The sequence below is a fragment of the Granulicella paludicola genome (genome assembly GCF_025685545.1).
Taxonomy (GTDB): Bacteria; Acidobacteriota; Terriglobia; order Terriglobales; family Acidobacteriaceae; genus Granulicella; species Granulicella paludicola.
On sequence record NZ_JAGSYC010000023.1, the window covers coordinates 40,941 to 53,630 of the forward strand.

Sequence of the window (12,690 nt, forward strand, 5' to 3'; positions counted from 1 at the left end):
ACTGGTCACCCCTTGCGCCGGTACAATCGAAACCGATGAACCTCGAAGCCCTGCAAACCGCTCTGCGTGACGCCAACCTCGACGGCTGGCTTTTTTACGACCACCATCACCGCGACCCCATTGCGTACCGTGTACTCGGCCTGGACGAAAATAGCTTCGTTTCGCGGCGCTGGTTCTATTTTGTGCCTCTTACGGGCGAGCCGAAGAAGCTTGTCCATCGCATCGAATCGAGCAAGCTCGACACACTGCCCGGGAGTAAAGATGCTTACTCCAGCTGGCAGGAGCTCGAGAGCAAGCTCGAAGCGATGCTTGGCGGGTCGACGACGATCGCGATGCAGTATTCGCCCCGGAACGCCATTATGTACGTCGCCATGGTCGACGCGGGTACGGTTGAGCTAGTGCGCGGATTCGGCAAGACGGTGGTCAGCTCTGCTGATCTGGTTAGCCTCTTCGAGGCTGTTCTGACGGAGGAACAGATCGATTCGCATTACGCCGCACAGCAGAAGGTCGACGCGATTCTTGCCGCCGGCTGGCGACGTATCGGCGACAGCGTCCGCGCAGGCACTGCTATTGGCGAGATCGACGTGGTGAACTTCTTCCTCGACAGCTTCCAGCGTGAAGGCTTGTTCACCGATCACGGCCCGAACTGCTCGGTGGGCAACAATTCGGCGGATTCGCATTATGAGCCAACGAAGGAGACATCCCGCCTGATCAAGGCAGGCGACTTCGTCCTCATCGACATCTGGGCGAAGATCAGCTCGCCCGAGGCCATCTGGTACGACATCACCTGGACGGGCGTAGTCGGCCGCGAGCCCTCCGAACGCGAGCACCTGATCTTCAACACCGTGCGTGATGCCCGCGATGCAGCCATCACTACCGTGCAGGAAGCCTATGCCGCAGGCAAGGCCATTGCTGGCTGGCAGGCGGATGACGCGGCACGCAACGTCATCCGCAACGCTGGTTTTGCGGATGCCTTCACGCATCGAACGGGTCATAACATTGAGGTTTCGCTGCACGGCAACGGAGCTCACCTAGATAACCTGGAGACGCACGACGAGCGGCTGCTGCTGCCGAACACCTGCTTTTCGGTCGAACCGGGACTCTATTTTCCAGGTGCCGCAGGCGATCCCAATGCCTTCGGCGTGAGGAGTGAGGTCGACATGATTACGCGGCCCGGGAAAGCGGTTGTGACCGGTCCGGCGCAGTCTGCGCTGCTTCGCATCTGAAGCTCCACCGTTCGCACTGATAGAATCATCCTCGATGGCCACTCCAGCTCCCCTCACCGCGAAACCGCTCGCCACGAAGAAGAACTCGTCCTTCCCGATGATAGTACTGCTTGCCGGATGGCTTGTACCCGGCCTCGGTCATCTGCTTGTTGGGAAAAAGATTCGTGCGTTGCTACTCTTCGCCGCAATCGTGCTGATGTACATCATCGGTATCTCGCTGGCGGGCAAGGTCTACACGCCGAGCACCGGCGATTATCTCGATCTGCTAGGTTTCGTCGGGCAGTTGGGGCTTGGCCTGCTGTACGTTATTGCCCGCGCCTTCGGCCTCGGAGCTGCCGCTGCCGTGAGCACGATTGGCGACTATGGCACCAAGGCGCTGCTCATTGCGGGGCTGCTCAATGTCATCACCGCGGTGGATGCGCACTCGCTGGCTAACGGCAGAAAGGCTTCGTTCTAATGACGCACTTTCCTGCTGTCCTGCTCTTCGCTCTCTGCATCTCGGTGGTCTTTGGCATCACGCAACGCGCTGAACCCAAGATGATGATCCGCTTTGGAGCCTACTGCTTTGCGCTGTTCGTGGGCAGCGTCATCGTGATCAGCTGGCTGATGTGGGCCATCAAGCACTAAGCAATTACGACTTCAGCTAGATGACGCTTATGGGAACGGGTTGGTCGATCCGGTGCTTCCGGTCGAGCCCATAATCCCTGTTGAGCCCGTGCTGCCTGTTGAACCGAAGGCACCGCTGGTTGAGTTCGACTGGCCGTTCAGCCCGACGCCGAAGCTACTTGCAGCCTGCGAGGATATGCCGCCACCGGTGATGTTGACGGACTTCCGTAGCAGTTCGATGCGAGGGTCGTACCAGAACTCCCAGGTGTCATAGGTCGTCTGCTGATTCGGGTTGGTGATGGAGTTGCCGCTGCGCGCGGTGTCGACGCCGACGATGATGCCACCCGCGCCGCTATCGCCGAACATGCCGGTGCCGCTGTCAGAACTGCCGGTGCTGCCTGTACTACCCGTCGACCCAGCTGTACCTGTCGTTCCACTGGCTCCCGAAGCTCCGACTGTGGTTGCACCGCCAAAGCCCGCGTTGAGCGCATTCGTGCTGCTGACGGTGGACGAGCCAAAGCCGCTGGCACCGGCGGCTGGAGAGGCGATTCCCGCGGCCGAGCCAAGCCCAGCAGAGACCTCGGCAAGCTCCTTGCCAAAGAAGACGTGAATTTTAGTTTTCTGCTCGCCTTGATGTATGAGTTTCCAGTCCGACTTGCCTGTCAACGGATCGACGTACTTCTGACGCAGGAAGCGAACGTTGTTCGTCTTCTCCAGAGCCTTAAGCGACCCTGGATAGCTGCCCACCTTGCGGTAGTAGAGCTGGATGGCCCGCACGTACTGGTTGGCCCGACGCTGACTTTCCAGCTCCTTGTCGCGGCGCAGATCCTTGGCAATCTCCGGTGCGGCGATTGCCAGGGCTACAAGGACCAGAGCAACCATCACCACCACAGCAAGCAGCATGTAGCCCTCTTCACCAGTAGATGGGTTAAGAACCGGTTTTTCGGTCTGTGCGTGTGATCGCATTTTCAGGGTCCTTCTACTCCCTGTTCCTTGCTCTTAGTTCGTCTGAAGCGGGAGCGTCTGGGTGTTCGTGTTCGAGAGGTCTTCGACCTTGACGCCGCTCGCTGTGATGCTGACAATTTTATATCGTCGAGCGACTATATCACCTTCCGACGCCATGTATACGTCGTCGTCATGCAGAAGGAACGCCTGTCGCTGTCCGTTAGACTGCACAACCGTGCCAAAGTACTTCAGGTTGATTGGAGCGCAGGTTGGCGGGCAGGTTGGCGGAGGTGGGGGTGGCAGAGGAGGTCCTGCCGGAGCGGTGTTGCGCGGATTTGGCAGGTTTTTGGGCTGCTCAGCGACCGGCACATAGGCTGCCTGCGAGAAGATATTGCGACCATTACCGGCGTAGACGAGGCTTTCGGTGCGCAGCATGGCGCGCTCGTCGAGCGTAGGGTCGAGACTGCTTGAGGTGCTCGCCATTTTCGTAGCAGCGACGCCAGCGGCCACGCCCGGACCGCTGTTGGGAGTTCCCGTCTGGCTTCTTGTCGCCACGACAGGCTTGTTTGCCTCCGCCGGGTCGATCGGACGCTGCACCGTCGTTTGTGGAGCCGGTGAATTATCGGCAAAGTTCGTCTCGTACTCGTAGATGCCGACGCCGAGGAACACCAGACCGAAGGCAACGTACGCGATCAGCTTCTTGCGCTCTTCCTGCTGCTGAGGACTGCTCATCGGGCACCTCCCTTCGCGTCGCCATCCGTGGCGGGCCCGGAGGCGGTGTCCGACATGCTCTCCCGCACAGTCTGCGTGCGGAGGTAGGTGGTCATCGTCAGCCTCAGGTTGACCTGCCCTGTCTGCTGGCCCGAGAGATTGATACCGCGGATAACAAAGAAGAGCTTGTCGCGTTCCACTGCGTTGATGAACTGCACGATCGGGCGATAGTCGCCGGTTACGTTTGCGTCAAGCCGCAGCTCGGTCAGCGCGTAGTTGTCTTTGAGCACCGGGCTCTGCGCATACTGCACGTGCATCAGACGCACGCCCGACTTCTTCGTCAAGAGGCCGAGCTCTGTCAAAACCTGTGAGTAAGCGAAGGGCAGGCGGTCCTGGTAGAACCTGTCGGCGTCAGCCGTGGAGGCAGCAAGTTTGCCGTCGAGGCCACGCAGTGGCTTTGCTGCTATCTCCGCGGCTTTCATCTGCGCGCGAGCCTGGTCCATCGCGGCGTCGTTACGGGAGTTCAATCCCTGCCACACAAACAGTAGCTGCGCGCCGAGATAGAGCGTCAGGATGGCGAGCGCCGCCACACCGGCGAAATGAAGGTTCAGCTCTGTTACCAGTGCTTTGGCGCGCTCGGTCATCTGCGGCACGCGTCGCAGCAACGAGTTATTGCTATCCGGAGAAGGTGTCGTCACAATCGTGCTCACGCCACACCTCCGCTCTGGAACTCGCTTTGCATCAAGTAGAACGCGGGCATCTGCAAACTGGCTGCAGGACTTTGCCCGGTCGGGGTTTGCGGACTTGGCTTATGCGGCTGGACAGGAGGGTGAGGCTGCATGGGCGGCATCTGCTGCAGGATTACACCCGGCCGACCTGCGGGCGCAGCATTTGTATGCTGCACCGGCTTAGGCTGGGTCAGCAACTTCGGCGAATCTGCGAGTTCAGCAGCCGCCTTGATTCTTGGAAAGGATTCACCCTCCGGCAAGGGGTTGTAGTTGGCTAGAATTTCGAACTCGACGTTGCCTGCGGCCATCGCCGCGCTGGCCTGCGACTGATCCTTGGCTTGCACGGCTTCGCTGTTCAAGCGAGGCTGCAGGAAGCGCTTCGAGTGCTCAAGGTTACGCACCAGCTGCACGGCGCGATCACGATCGCCGGCCACGCGCAGACGGATGATGACATCTCCATCGGCTGTGACGGAGGGTTCAATCGAGGTGACCTGCACGCCACTAGGCAGCACCGTCTCAAGATCCATCATGACCGCCGTCCAGGAGAAGCTCTTACGCAGGAAGGTCGTGTTAAGGAAGTGTGCGCGGTCGAGTACAGCAGCGTTGGCAGGCTGGCGCATTCGGCGCTCGTTAGCCTGCTTTTCGCTGACAGCGGCGTTTGTCCGCGATTGGATCGCGTTCATCTTTGCCTGAGCGTCGTCAAACTGTTTTTGCAACACATGCGAGGTCACAATCAATGCCACCGAGGCGATCGCAAGGCCCCCCATGATCCAGCGCAGCCGCAGGATGTAGGGCCGCATCTCAACAAAAGGGCGTGTCGCAAGATTGACTTGAATCTTCATCTAAGCTCGCAGCGCCCCCGTCACACTCGACAGCCACGCTCGCGATACAGCGGTCGCATCTGCCAGCAGGGCTGAGGTATCGACGAGTTCACGCACCGTAAGTCCGTCCTCTGGCCCGACGCCAGCTTCGCGCAACATCCTTCCCAGACGCTCTGCACCGAGCGGGCCGGCGCTCAGCACGAGCGCGGGCGACTTTGCCAGGGTATCTTCGAAATAAGCAGCGGCCACGCTCACAGACTGCGCAATCTCAGTTCCCAAAGACACCTTCTGCAGATCTCTTGCTGCCTCTTCGGCAGAGACCTCCTCAATGCCTTCGAGGATCTCACCTTCGTGGTGCTGCAGGTCCACGCTGCGATGCAGCAGCAGGATACCGCTCTGCACAATTGCCGCGGTCACGCCTGTCTTATTTGCATTCACCAGCAGAGAGGTCTCCTCGCCATCCAGCGCGGCGAGAGCGGCAAGTGTACTGGGGATTACCGATCCCGGCTCGAAGCCTGCCTCGCGCACGGCTGTTTCATACTCGCTCAACACATCGCGTGGAATTGCCACGGCCAGCACGCGGACAAGGCCGCGGCTGGAGCTCATGATCTGGTAGCTCACCATGGCCTCATCGGCATCGAAAGGCAACAACTTCTTCAACCGGAAGCGCACGAGAGGGAGTGCCTCAGCCTGCTTCGTGGTCAGTGAATCGAAGTCCAGCAGCAACACACGCACCGCCGGATCTGGAATGACGAGCGTGATGTCCGCATTGCGCGAGTTCGGCTTCGCGTCGATGCTTTCGAGCGCACGCCGCACCGCTGCCGCTACGGCCACACGGTCCACGACATTGCCCGGACGCAGGCTTGGAACCACCGCCCCCTCAGCGAGGTCGACGCGCGCCACCGCCGCCAGGGGTGACGAAGCGTCTGCGGAGCGCGCCGCGACGACACCTTGCGGCGTAATCTCGCAGGCCACGCGCGGCCGGTTTCCTGAGGCTGTGGGAAGTAGGTTCATGAAGCTCTATCTAGAGTACCTTGTGCAAGGAAATGAGGGCAGCCCTTGTGCTTGGACGTTTCAGATCCCGTGTCGTTTAGGGCACGCCGCCGCTTATCTTCCTGTCTCGATAAACGTGACCTTGTTGATCTCTTTCAAGGTCGTAATGCCATCGCGTACGCGCTCCAGCGCCGAATCGCGCAGGAAGGCCATACCTTTTTCCTTGGCTTTTTTCCGGATTTCCGAGCCAGGACGCTTCTCCAAGAGCATCTCGCGAATCTCGTCGTCCAGTTCCAGCAACTCGTGGATTGCGGAACGACCGCGATAGCCGGTGCCGCCGCACTCGATGCAGCCTGTGCCTTCTTTGAAGGCGACGCCCTGCCACTCGGAAGGGATCAATCCGTTTTCGACCAGTTCTGCGTCTGAGTAGAAGACATCGCGCACGCAGAACTCGCACACCTGGCGGACGAGACGCTGGGCAAGGATGCAATTAAGCGCGGAGACGAAGTTATAGGGTTCGACGCCCATGTTCAAGAAGCGACCGAGCACGTCGACTACGTTGTTGGCGTGGACGGTGGTGAACACGAGATGGCCCGTGAGAGCGGAGTTGATGGCAATCTGGGCCGTTTCTGCGTCACGGATTTCGCCGACGAGGATCTTATCGGGGTCGTGACGCAGAATCGAGCGCAGTCCACGCGCAAAGGTGAGGCCCTTCTTCTCGTTCACCGGAATCTGGGTAATCCCGCGAATCTGGTACTCGACCGGATCCTCGATGGTGATGATCTTATCTTCTTCACTCTTGATCTCGTTCAGCGCGGCATAGAGCGTCGTTGTCTTGCCTGAGCCCGTCGGTCCCGTGACGAGCACCATGCCGTACGGCTCTTTGATGTAGCGACGGAAGCGCACGAGGTCCTTCGCGGCGAAGCCCACCACGTCGAGTGAGAGCTTGGTGAACTTCTCCGACATAGATTCTTTATCGAGCACGCGGAGTACAGCGTTTTCGCCATGCACGGTCGGCATGATCGAGACACGGAAATCGATCAGACGGCCTTTGTAGCGCACACGGAAACGACCGTCCTGCGGTACGCGACGCTCAGCAATATCAAGTTCGCTCATAACCTTGATGCGCGACAGGATTGTCTGGTGGTGCTCACGCGCGATAGGAGCCATCGCTTGCTGCAGCACACCGTCGATACGGTACTTCACAAGTAGCGAGTCGTCGAAGGTTTCGAGGTGAATATCCGAGGCGCGGCGTTCGAGTGCGGTGAAAATCGTGGTATCCACCAGGCGGATGATCGGCGAGATATCGTCGTCGGCAGTCAGCTTCTGGATGGAGAGGGTCTCGTCAGGATTGTCCTCGTTCGTGAGCACGTCAAAGGCGAGGCCTTCGCTGGCTTCATCGAGCACGCGCTGCGACTGCTCGTTTTTCTTCAACAGGTCGGTGATCTGGCTGAGCGTGGCCACGCGCGTAACAATGCGCGCACCCAGCAGACCAGCGATCTCGTCGATCACCATGAGCTTCGAGGGGTCGGCAACGGCGATGGCGAGCTTGCCTTCGCTTTGTTCGAGTGGCACAAAGTTATAGCGGAACATCATGTCCACCGGCACGCTCTTGAAGAGCTCGTGCTGGATCTTGAAGTTTTTGAGGTCGACGAACTCTGCGTGATAGCGGCGGGCCAGCATCTGCGCGCGCTCGGTCTCGTTGAGCGGATCGCCGCTGTACGGAACAATCATCGGAACTGTACTTGCCATAGTCATCCTCTGCAGAAGTCGATCTGAAATCCGCTACGTCCGCGGTCTAGCTACCACCCACGCCGTTCAAGCTGAAGATCGGCAGATACAGTGCAATCAATACGACGACCACCACCAGGCCCATGCCGATCAGGATCAACGGCTCAATCAGGCTCATGATCGCCGCTAGAGACGCCTGCACGTCTTCTTCGAAGAACTCGGCGACAGAATTTAGCATCTGCGGCAGCGCGCCGGTGCTCTCGCCGACTTCGATCATTTCAATGGCAAGCTCGGGGAAGACCTTGGTTTCGTCCAGGCTGACCGAAAGACCCTTGCCTTCGCGCACGGTCTCAACCGAGTTATATACGGCCTTCGCGATTTGCTTCGATTCGATGGACTTGGCCGCCGTCTCCAGACTCGGCACTAGAGGAAGACCGCCGGTCAGCAGCGTCGCCAGGGTTCGCGAGAAGAGCCCAACCTGGTACTTGAGCCACACACCACCGAGTACAGGGGTGGCGATTCGGACGCGGTCCACAAAGCTGTTGCCAGCTTCGGTCTTCGTCCAGCGCATCAACAGCCAGATCAAACCAGCGATCACCGGAGCTACGAAAAGGCCGTAGTGCTGCATGTCCTGACCGAGTTGCAGCAGCCACACCGTAAGTGTCGGCAGCTTGGTGCCGAGCTGGTTATAGAGGTCGGCAAAGCGCGGGACGACGAAGGTAATCAGGAAAATGAAGAGGCCGATCACCATCACGATCAGGAACGCGGGATAGATGAGACTGGCTTTCAGCTTCTTGCGAAAGGTGAGCGAGACGCGCTGGAAGTCGAGGAAACGCTGCAACACCTCTTCCAGATTGCCGGAGCGCTCGCCCGCCAGCAGGGTCGTGGTGTAAACGACAGGCATCGTGCCCTGCGCTTCAAAGGCCTCGGAGAGCGATTGACCTGTCTTTACACGCACGGTCACATCTTCCAACTGCGCGCGGAAACCAAGGTCTTTCTGGCGCCTTGCCAGCAGGTCCAGCGACCCGAGGATCGGCAGACCTGCCTTGATCAGCGTAAGAAACTGCTGGTTGAAGACCAGGAAGACATCGAGCTTGATCTTTTTCTTGCTGGAGCCACCAATCGCCGATCGCGCCTTGACTGAATAAACGAGATACCCGGACTGAGTGAAACGAGAATGCAGCTCTTCCGCTGTCGCAGCGGCGTGAATCTGCTCCTGGATGCGTCCCCGTTCGTCGGCGAGTTTTACGGTGTATTCAGTCATGACAGCTTGTCTCGCCAATGGTCGGGTATAGCACTCTACTGGTTGTACCTGACCGTTAGACGAGTAAAGATGAAAAGCGCTTTCACTCCGCCCTAAGCTAGTTCAATCTCGATCTTCTTGGCTTCCAGATCGAGTGTTTTGATCTTGAAGCTGCGAATCTGTCCGGCAGATAGCGGCTCCGGCGCACTGCCTGGGGCAGCAGCTCCGGTCTTCCACTTGTTGTTCAGCATCGAGGTTAGGGCCGACAGATCGAGCCCTCCGGTGGCAGGTTTTGCTTCTGCAGGTGCAGCCGCGACGATCTTGCAGGTCGCGACAATTCCCTCACCCAGCTCAACGAATGCGACATCGCCGCGAACATCCACCACACGACCCGAAACGGCATCGCCGACCTTGTGCTCTTCGAGGTACTCACCCAGACCCGTGGGCAACAGCTGCTTCATGCTCAGCTTGATCTGGCGCTTCTCGCTGTCGATAGCCAAAACCTGAGCTTTAACGACCTGGCCAATGCGGACCTCGTCCGACGGATGATTGACACGCTTGTCGGCGACCATCTCGCTGATGTGAACGAGGCCTTCGATGCCCTCAGCTACCTGCACGAATGCGCCAAACTTCATCAGCTGCGTGACGGGGCCTTCAATTTGCGAGCCGACCGGGAACTTCAGTGCGACATCGCTCCACGGATCGCCCAGCGTCTGCTTCAAGCCCAGCGAGATGCGCTTCTCTGCCACATCCACCTTCAGCACGGCGACCTCGACCTGCTCGCCCACCTTCAGGATGTCTTCAGGCTTGCGAACCTTCTTGACCCAGGACATCTCGGAGACATGGATCATGCCCTCAACGCCCGGCTCCAGCTCGACGAAGGCGCCGAAGTCCATCAGGCGGGTGACGGTGCCAGTGACACGCTGGCCGACGATGTAGCGATCTGCCGCGCCATCCCACGGTTCAGCTTCGAGCTGCTTCAGGCCGAGCGAGACTCGCTTCGCGTCTGCGTCCACCTTCAAAATCTTCAGCGTCAGTTGCTGGCCAACCTCGAGCACATCCTCAGGCGCGTTGATACGGGTCCAGGAGATGTCGCTCACGTGCAGCAGACCGTCCATGCCGCCGAGGTCGACGAACGCGCCGTAGGTGGCGAGGCTGCGCACCGTACCGCTGACGATATCGCCTTCGCGCAGAGTCGCAAACCGTGCCGCCTCGTGCTCCTTGGCCTCAGCCTCTACAATCGAGCGGCGGTCGACAACGACGTCCTGCTCTTCGGTATCGAGCTTGATGATGTTGCAGGTGATCGTCTGGCCGACGAGCTTCTCCATCTCTGCGGCATCGCGCGTGCCCGTACGAGAAGCGGGCATGAAGGCGCGCACTCCGACGTCAACGGTGATACCACCCTTCACAACGCCAGTTACCACACCGGAGACAGGCGTCTTCTCAGCAAACGCCTGCTGAAGTGAGGTCCAGTCGGTCGGCTGCGCCACACGAATCCGCGACAGTTCGTAGTAGCCTTCGCTGCGGCCACGGACCGAGACCAGCATGCGATCGCCAACCTTTACGTCCTCCGCGTTGTTCGGGAAGGTTGAGCGTGCGAGGATTCCCTCAGTCTTGAAGCCGATGTCGAGCACGACATTCTCTGCGTCGATAGTCACGACTGTGGCGTCGATCTGCTTGCCATCTTCGGCCTTGCGCTTATTGGAGCGTTCGAACTCGGCAAAGGCATCCCCGAACGACTCGATCTCCTCGGGCGAGGTCCCGGTGGCGCTGGTTGCGGATTCCGTGGCAGCTGTGGCAGCTTCTTCAACGATGGGCGAGGTGGGTTCGAAGGTCTCTTCAGGCATGATGTCCCTTCTATTTTGTCACGAACACGCTTCTTTCCCGCAGATGCAGAAAGGCCTCGCCGAGGCGAGGCCTTTTGCAAGCTCAAAGCGGGAAAGATCTATACGCTGAAGCTCGATCCGCAGCCGCAGGTCGACTTCACCTGGGGATTCTCGAACTTGAAGCCGGCAGCCTCGAGCGTTTCCACATAATCCACCGTGCAGCCGTTCAGGTACATCGCGCTGGTCGCGTCGACGAACACCTTCAGGTCACCCACGCGGACAACCTTGTCCATCATGCCCGCAGCGTTCTCGAAGCTCATGGAGTACTGGAAGCCCGAACAGCCACCACCCACGACACCGATGCGCAGACCGGCCGGAATCGGCTCCTGCGTCGCCATAATTTCCTTCACCTTTGTAACAGCAGCCGGTGTCAGAACAACGGGTGCCGTCGAGGTTGCGGGCGCGTTGACAACTTCAACATTCGGGGTCGTTGCGGCAGTAGCCATGGTCTCAATCTCCTTCGTCCTGCACCTCAGTCTTGCGGACTGAGCAGGTCGCATATTCAATAGTCTAGTCCTCACCGAAGGTCTCAGCAAGCGGGATTCTTCATTCGATGCCAACCGGTTCCTCAGCGATTCGGCAAGCGGTTGGAATTCAACGGAGTACCATCAGAAAATGCGGCTATTGGAAGCTCTTGCGTCTGCTTTTATCAACACCTTTGGCATCACCCAACCGACCGAAAAGACTCGCAGGCAGGTGGCCTGGTTCATTCTTGGCCTGCTGGTCCTCGTATTTGCGGGTTTGCTTGCTGTTGGCTTCCTGCTGCTCCGCATCCTCTAAACTCCCGAATCTCTTCGTTTTTATGGCTTGATTCCCGAAATCTGCCCGGCATTCCCGCCGTGTGGGACAGTCGCGAGTACATTACTTCAGTTTTTCCCGAATTTGCTATCGCTTTTCGATTTCTCAGAGTACTTTTGTACCGCTAGCCTGAATCAACTTTGCCACCCCTTCTGAAAGGGTCTCTGAAGATGTTTCGGCTGCAACCTCGTATCTTTGGGAGATTCGTATGAACGCTCTTTCCGTACTCACCGTCCTCTGGAGCCTTACCGCTGCGGTCTTCGTCGGCCTGATGGTGTACCGAGCCAATCTGGCAAACCATGAAACCGATCAGCTTTTCCTCAACGACGAAGAGACTGTTTCGGCAACCCACCAGGAAAACGACCGCGTCGTTCACCAGCTCGACGTTCTTTTGCCCCTCTGCAAAGGCACCGGGGGAGCGGCGGCTCTGCTCTCGATCGCGATCGCCGGCATCTGGCTCTCGCAACTGCTTGCCGTCCGCGGCGCTTAGAACCTTCGTTTCATTCAAATTCGGCCCGCTCACACCTCTTGGGCGGGCATCGCTTTGTCTGAACGCGCATAGACGTTGACCCTATGCGAGCTGTCAAATAAATCTTCCCTCGCAGCATTCTCCCGGCGTATAGTTCTTCGCAACTGGCCCAGCCTACCCCGAGCCCGCGCCAAACGCGGACCCGCTCGGTATCCGGGACCTCTTGCAGATTTTTAGATCTCTGGGGGCTTCTCATGAATGCATTTACCGTCGTTGCAACTATCTGGGGCATCGTCGCTGTCGCCTTCATCATCGTCATGGTGTACCGCGCGAGCCTCGCTAACCACGAAACAGACCAACTCTTTCTAAACGACGTCGGGACAGTCTCCTCCACCCATCAGGAGAACGATGAAATTGTCCGCCGACTCAACTCGCTTGCCCCAGTGTGCAAGAGTCTGGGTGGCGTCACTGTTCTGCTTACCCTGGCTGTCGCGGGTATGTGGGTTTCCAGCATCCTGCCAAAGTAAGAACGT

General features: G+C 58.8%; 15 protein-coding genes. 6 read left to right on the forward strand and 9 right to left on the reverse strand.

Going from position 1 to position 12,690, the window contains the following annotated elements; genetic code table 11:
• Positions 1 to 35: 35 nt before the first annotated feature.
• Genes OHL14_RS07535 through OHL14_RS07545 form a run of 3 tightly spaced genes read left to right on the forward strand, consistent with a single transcriptional unit; the run spans position 36 to position 1,853 of the window.
• Positions 36 to 1,226 (forward strand): M24 family metallopeptidase, encoded by a 1,191-nt coding sequence (locus OHL14_RS07535; protein WP_263378727.1) that lies wholly within the window; start codon positions 36 to 38, stop codon positions 1,224 to 1,226.
• Positions 1,227 to 1,260: 34 nt separating this feature from the next.
• Positions 1,261 to 1,683 carry a DUF6677 family protein gene (locus tag OHL14_RS07540; protein WP_263378728.1) on the forward strand — a complete coding sequence of 141 codons (423 nt, stop codon included), beginning with the start codon at positions 1,261 to 1,263 and terminating at the stop codon, positions 1,681 to 1,683.
• Entirely contained in the window at positions 1,683 to 1,853 is a 171-nt protein-coding gene (locus OHL14_RS07545) for a hypothetical protein (RefSeq protein WP_263378729.1), read from the forward strand. The genes OHL14_RS07540 and OHL14_RS07545 overlap by 1 nt, the downstream gene beginning before the upstream one ends.
• Before the next feature lie 27 nt (positions 1,854 to 1,880).
• On the opposite strand, the gene OHL14_RS07550 is transcribed toward OHL14_RS07545, so the two are convergent.
• The 9 genes from OHL14_RS07550 to OHL14_RS07590 all read right to left on the reverse strand — a co-directional run bounded on the left by OHL14_RS07550 (position 1,881) and on the right by OHL14_RS07590 (position 11,336).
• Positions 1,881 to 2,798 carry a type II secretion system protein gene (locus tag OHL14_RS07550; protein ID WP_263378730.1) on the reverse strand — a complete coding sequence of 306 codons (918 nt, stop codon included), beginning with the start codon at positions 2,796 to 2,798 and terminating at the stop codon, positions 1,881 to 1,883.
• A 33-nt stretch (positions 2,799 to 2,831) separates the two neighbouring features.
• Positions 2,832 to 3,509, reverse strand: coding sequence for a hypothetical protein (locus OHL14_RS07555; protein ID WP_263378731.1), 678 nt, complete (start codon positions 3,507 to 3,509; stop codon positions 2,832 to 2,834).
• A complete protein-coding gene (locus OHL14_RS07560) occupies positions 3,506 to 4,198 on the reverse strand; it encodes a hypothetical protein (RefSeq protein ID WP_263378732.1) in 693 nt (230 codons plus the stop codon). The genes OHL14_RS07555 and OHL14_RS07560 overlap by 4 nt, the downstream gene beginning before the upstream one ends.
• Positions 4,195 to 5,058 (reverse strand): PilN domain-containing protein, encoded by an 864-nt coding sequence (locus OHL14_RS07565; protein WP_263378733.1) that lies wholly within the window; start codon positions 5,056 to 5,058, stop codon positions 4,195 to 4,197. Before OHL14_RS07565 ends, OHL14_RS07560 begins: the two co-directional genes overlap by 4 nt.
• Entirely contained in the window at positions 5,059 to 6,051 is a 993-nt protein-coding gene (locus OHL14_RS07570) for a type IV pilus biogenesis protein PilM (protein WP_263378734.1), read from the reverse strand. It lies immediately after the preceding gene.
• Positions 6,052 to 6,144: 93 nt separating this feature from the next.
• The gene (locus OHL14_RS07575) at positions 6,145 to 7,782 is read right to left on the reverse strand and encodes a GspE/PulE family protein (protein ID WP_263378735.1); all 1,638 of its coding nucleotides are present in this window, start codon (positions 7,780 to 7,782) and stop codon (positions 6,145 to 6,147) included.
• A gap of 46 nt (positions 7,783 to 7,828) precedes the next feature.
• Positions 7,829 to 9,025: a type II secretion system F family protein gene (locus OHL14_RS07580; protein ID WP_263378736.1), complete on the reverse strand. Its 1,197-nt coding sequence runs from the start codon at positions 9,023 to 9,025 to the stop codon at positions 7,829 to 7,831.
• 92 nt (positions 9,026 to 9,117) lie between these two features.
• Positions 9,118 to 10,851, reverse strand: a complete 1,734-nt coding sequence (locus OHL14_RS07585) for a 30S ribosomal protein S1 (RefSeq protein ID WP_263378737.1) — start codon at positions 10,849 to 10,851, stop codon at positions 9,118 to 9,120.
• A gap of 98 nt (positions 10,852 to 10,949) precedes the next feature.
• Positions 10,950 to 11,336 (reverse strand): HesB/IscA family protein, encoded by a 387-nt coding sequence (locus OHL14_RS07590; RefSeq protein WP_263378738.1) that lies wholly within the window; start codon positions 11,334 to 11,336, stop codon positions 10,950 to 10,952.
• Between the two features lie 169 nt (positions 11,337 to 11,505).
• Between OHL14_RS07590 and OHL14_RS07595 the strand changes: the two genes are divergently transcribed.
• The 3 genes from OHL14_RS07595 (at position 11,506) to OHL14_RS07605 (ending at position 12,684) form a co-directional block, all read left to right on the forward strand.
• The gene (locus tag OHL14_RS07595; RefSeq protein ID WP_263378739.1) at positions 11,506 to 11,670 is read left to right on the forward strand and encodes a hypothetical protein; all 165 of its coding nucleotides are present in this window, start codon (positions 11,506 to 11,508) and stop codon (positions 11,668 to 11,670) included.
• A gap of 226 nt (positions 11,671 to 11,896) precedes the next feature.
• Positions 11,897 to 12,178 carry a hypothetical protein gene (locus OHL14_RS07600; RefSeq protein WP_263378740.1) on the forward strand — a complete coding sequence of 94 codons (282 nt, stop codon included), beginning with the start codon at positions 11,897 to 11,899 and terminating at the stop codon, positions 12,176 to 12,178.
• Between the two features lie 233 nt (positions 12,179 to 12,411).
• Positions 12,412 to 12,684, forward strand: a complete 273-nt coding sequence (locus tag OHL14_RS07605) for a hypothetical protein (protein ID WP_263378741.1) — start codon at positions 12,412 to 12,414, stop codon at positions 12,682 to 12,684.
• Positions 12,685 to 12,690: the final 6 nt, after the last annotated feature.

Bases quoted from the DNA above. Each gene is read 5' to 3' on its own strand.
- OHL14_RS07595 (WP_263378739.1), top strand. From the start codon at position 11,506: ATGCGGCTATTGGAAGCTCTTGCGTCTGCTTTTATCAACACCTTTGGC.
- OHL14_RS07535 (WP_263378727.1), top strand. From the start codon at position 36: ATGAACCTCGAAGCCCTGCAAACCGCTCTGCGTGACGCCAACCTCGAC.
- OHL14_RS07605 (WP_263378741.1), top strand. From the start codon at position 12,412: ATGAATGCATTTACCGTCGTTGCAACTATCTGGGGCATCGTCGCTGTC.
- OHL14_RS07555 (WP_263378731.1), bottom strand. From the start codon at position 3,509: ATGAGCAGTCCTCAGCAGCAGGAAGAGCGCAAGAAGCTGATCGCGTAC.
- OHL14_RS07575 (WP_263378735.1), bottom strand. From the start codon at position 7,782: ATGGCAAGTACAGTTCCGATGATTGTTCCGTACAGCGGCGATCCGCTC.
- OHL14_RS07565 (WP_263378733.1), bottom strand. From the start codon at position 5,058: ATGAAGATTCAAGTCAATCTTGCGACACGCCCTTTTGTTGAGATGCGG.
- OHL14_RS07540 (WP_263378728.1), top strand. From the start codon at position 1,261: ATGGCCACTCCAGCTCCCCTCACCGCGAAACCGCTCGCCACGAAGAAG.
- OHL14_RS07585 (WP_263378737.1), bottom strand. From the start codon at position 10,851: ATGCCTGAAGAGACCTTCGAACCCACCTCGCCCATCGTTGAAGAAGCT.
- OHL14_RS07550 (WP_263378730.1), bottom strand. From the start codon at position 2,798: ATGCGATCACACGCACAGACCGAAAAACCGGTTCTTAACCCATCTACT.
- OHL14_RS07580 (WP_263378736.1), bottom strand. From the start codon at position 9,025: ATGACTGAATACACCGTAAAACTCGCCGACGAACGGGGACGCATCCAG.
- OHL14_RS07600 (WP_263378740.1), top strand. From the start codon at position 11,897: ATGAACGCTCTTTCCGTACTCACCGTCCTCTGGAGCCTTACCGCTGCG.
- OHL14_RS07590 (WP_263378738.1), bottom strand. From the start codon at position 11,336: ATGGCTACTGCCGCAACGACCCCGAATGTTGAAGTTGTCAACGCGCCC.
- OHL14_RS07545 (WP_263378729.1), top strand. From the start codon at position 1,683: ATGACGCACTTTCCTGCTGTCCTGCTCTTCGCTCTCTGCATCTCGGTG.
- OHL14_RS07570 (WP_263378734.1), bottom strand. From the start codon at position 6,051: ATGAACCTACTTCCCACAGCCTCAGGAAACCGGCCGCGCGTGGCCTGC.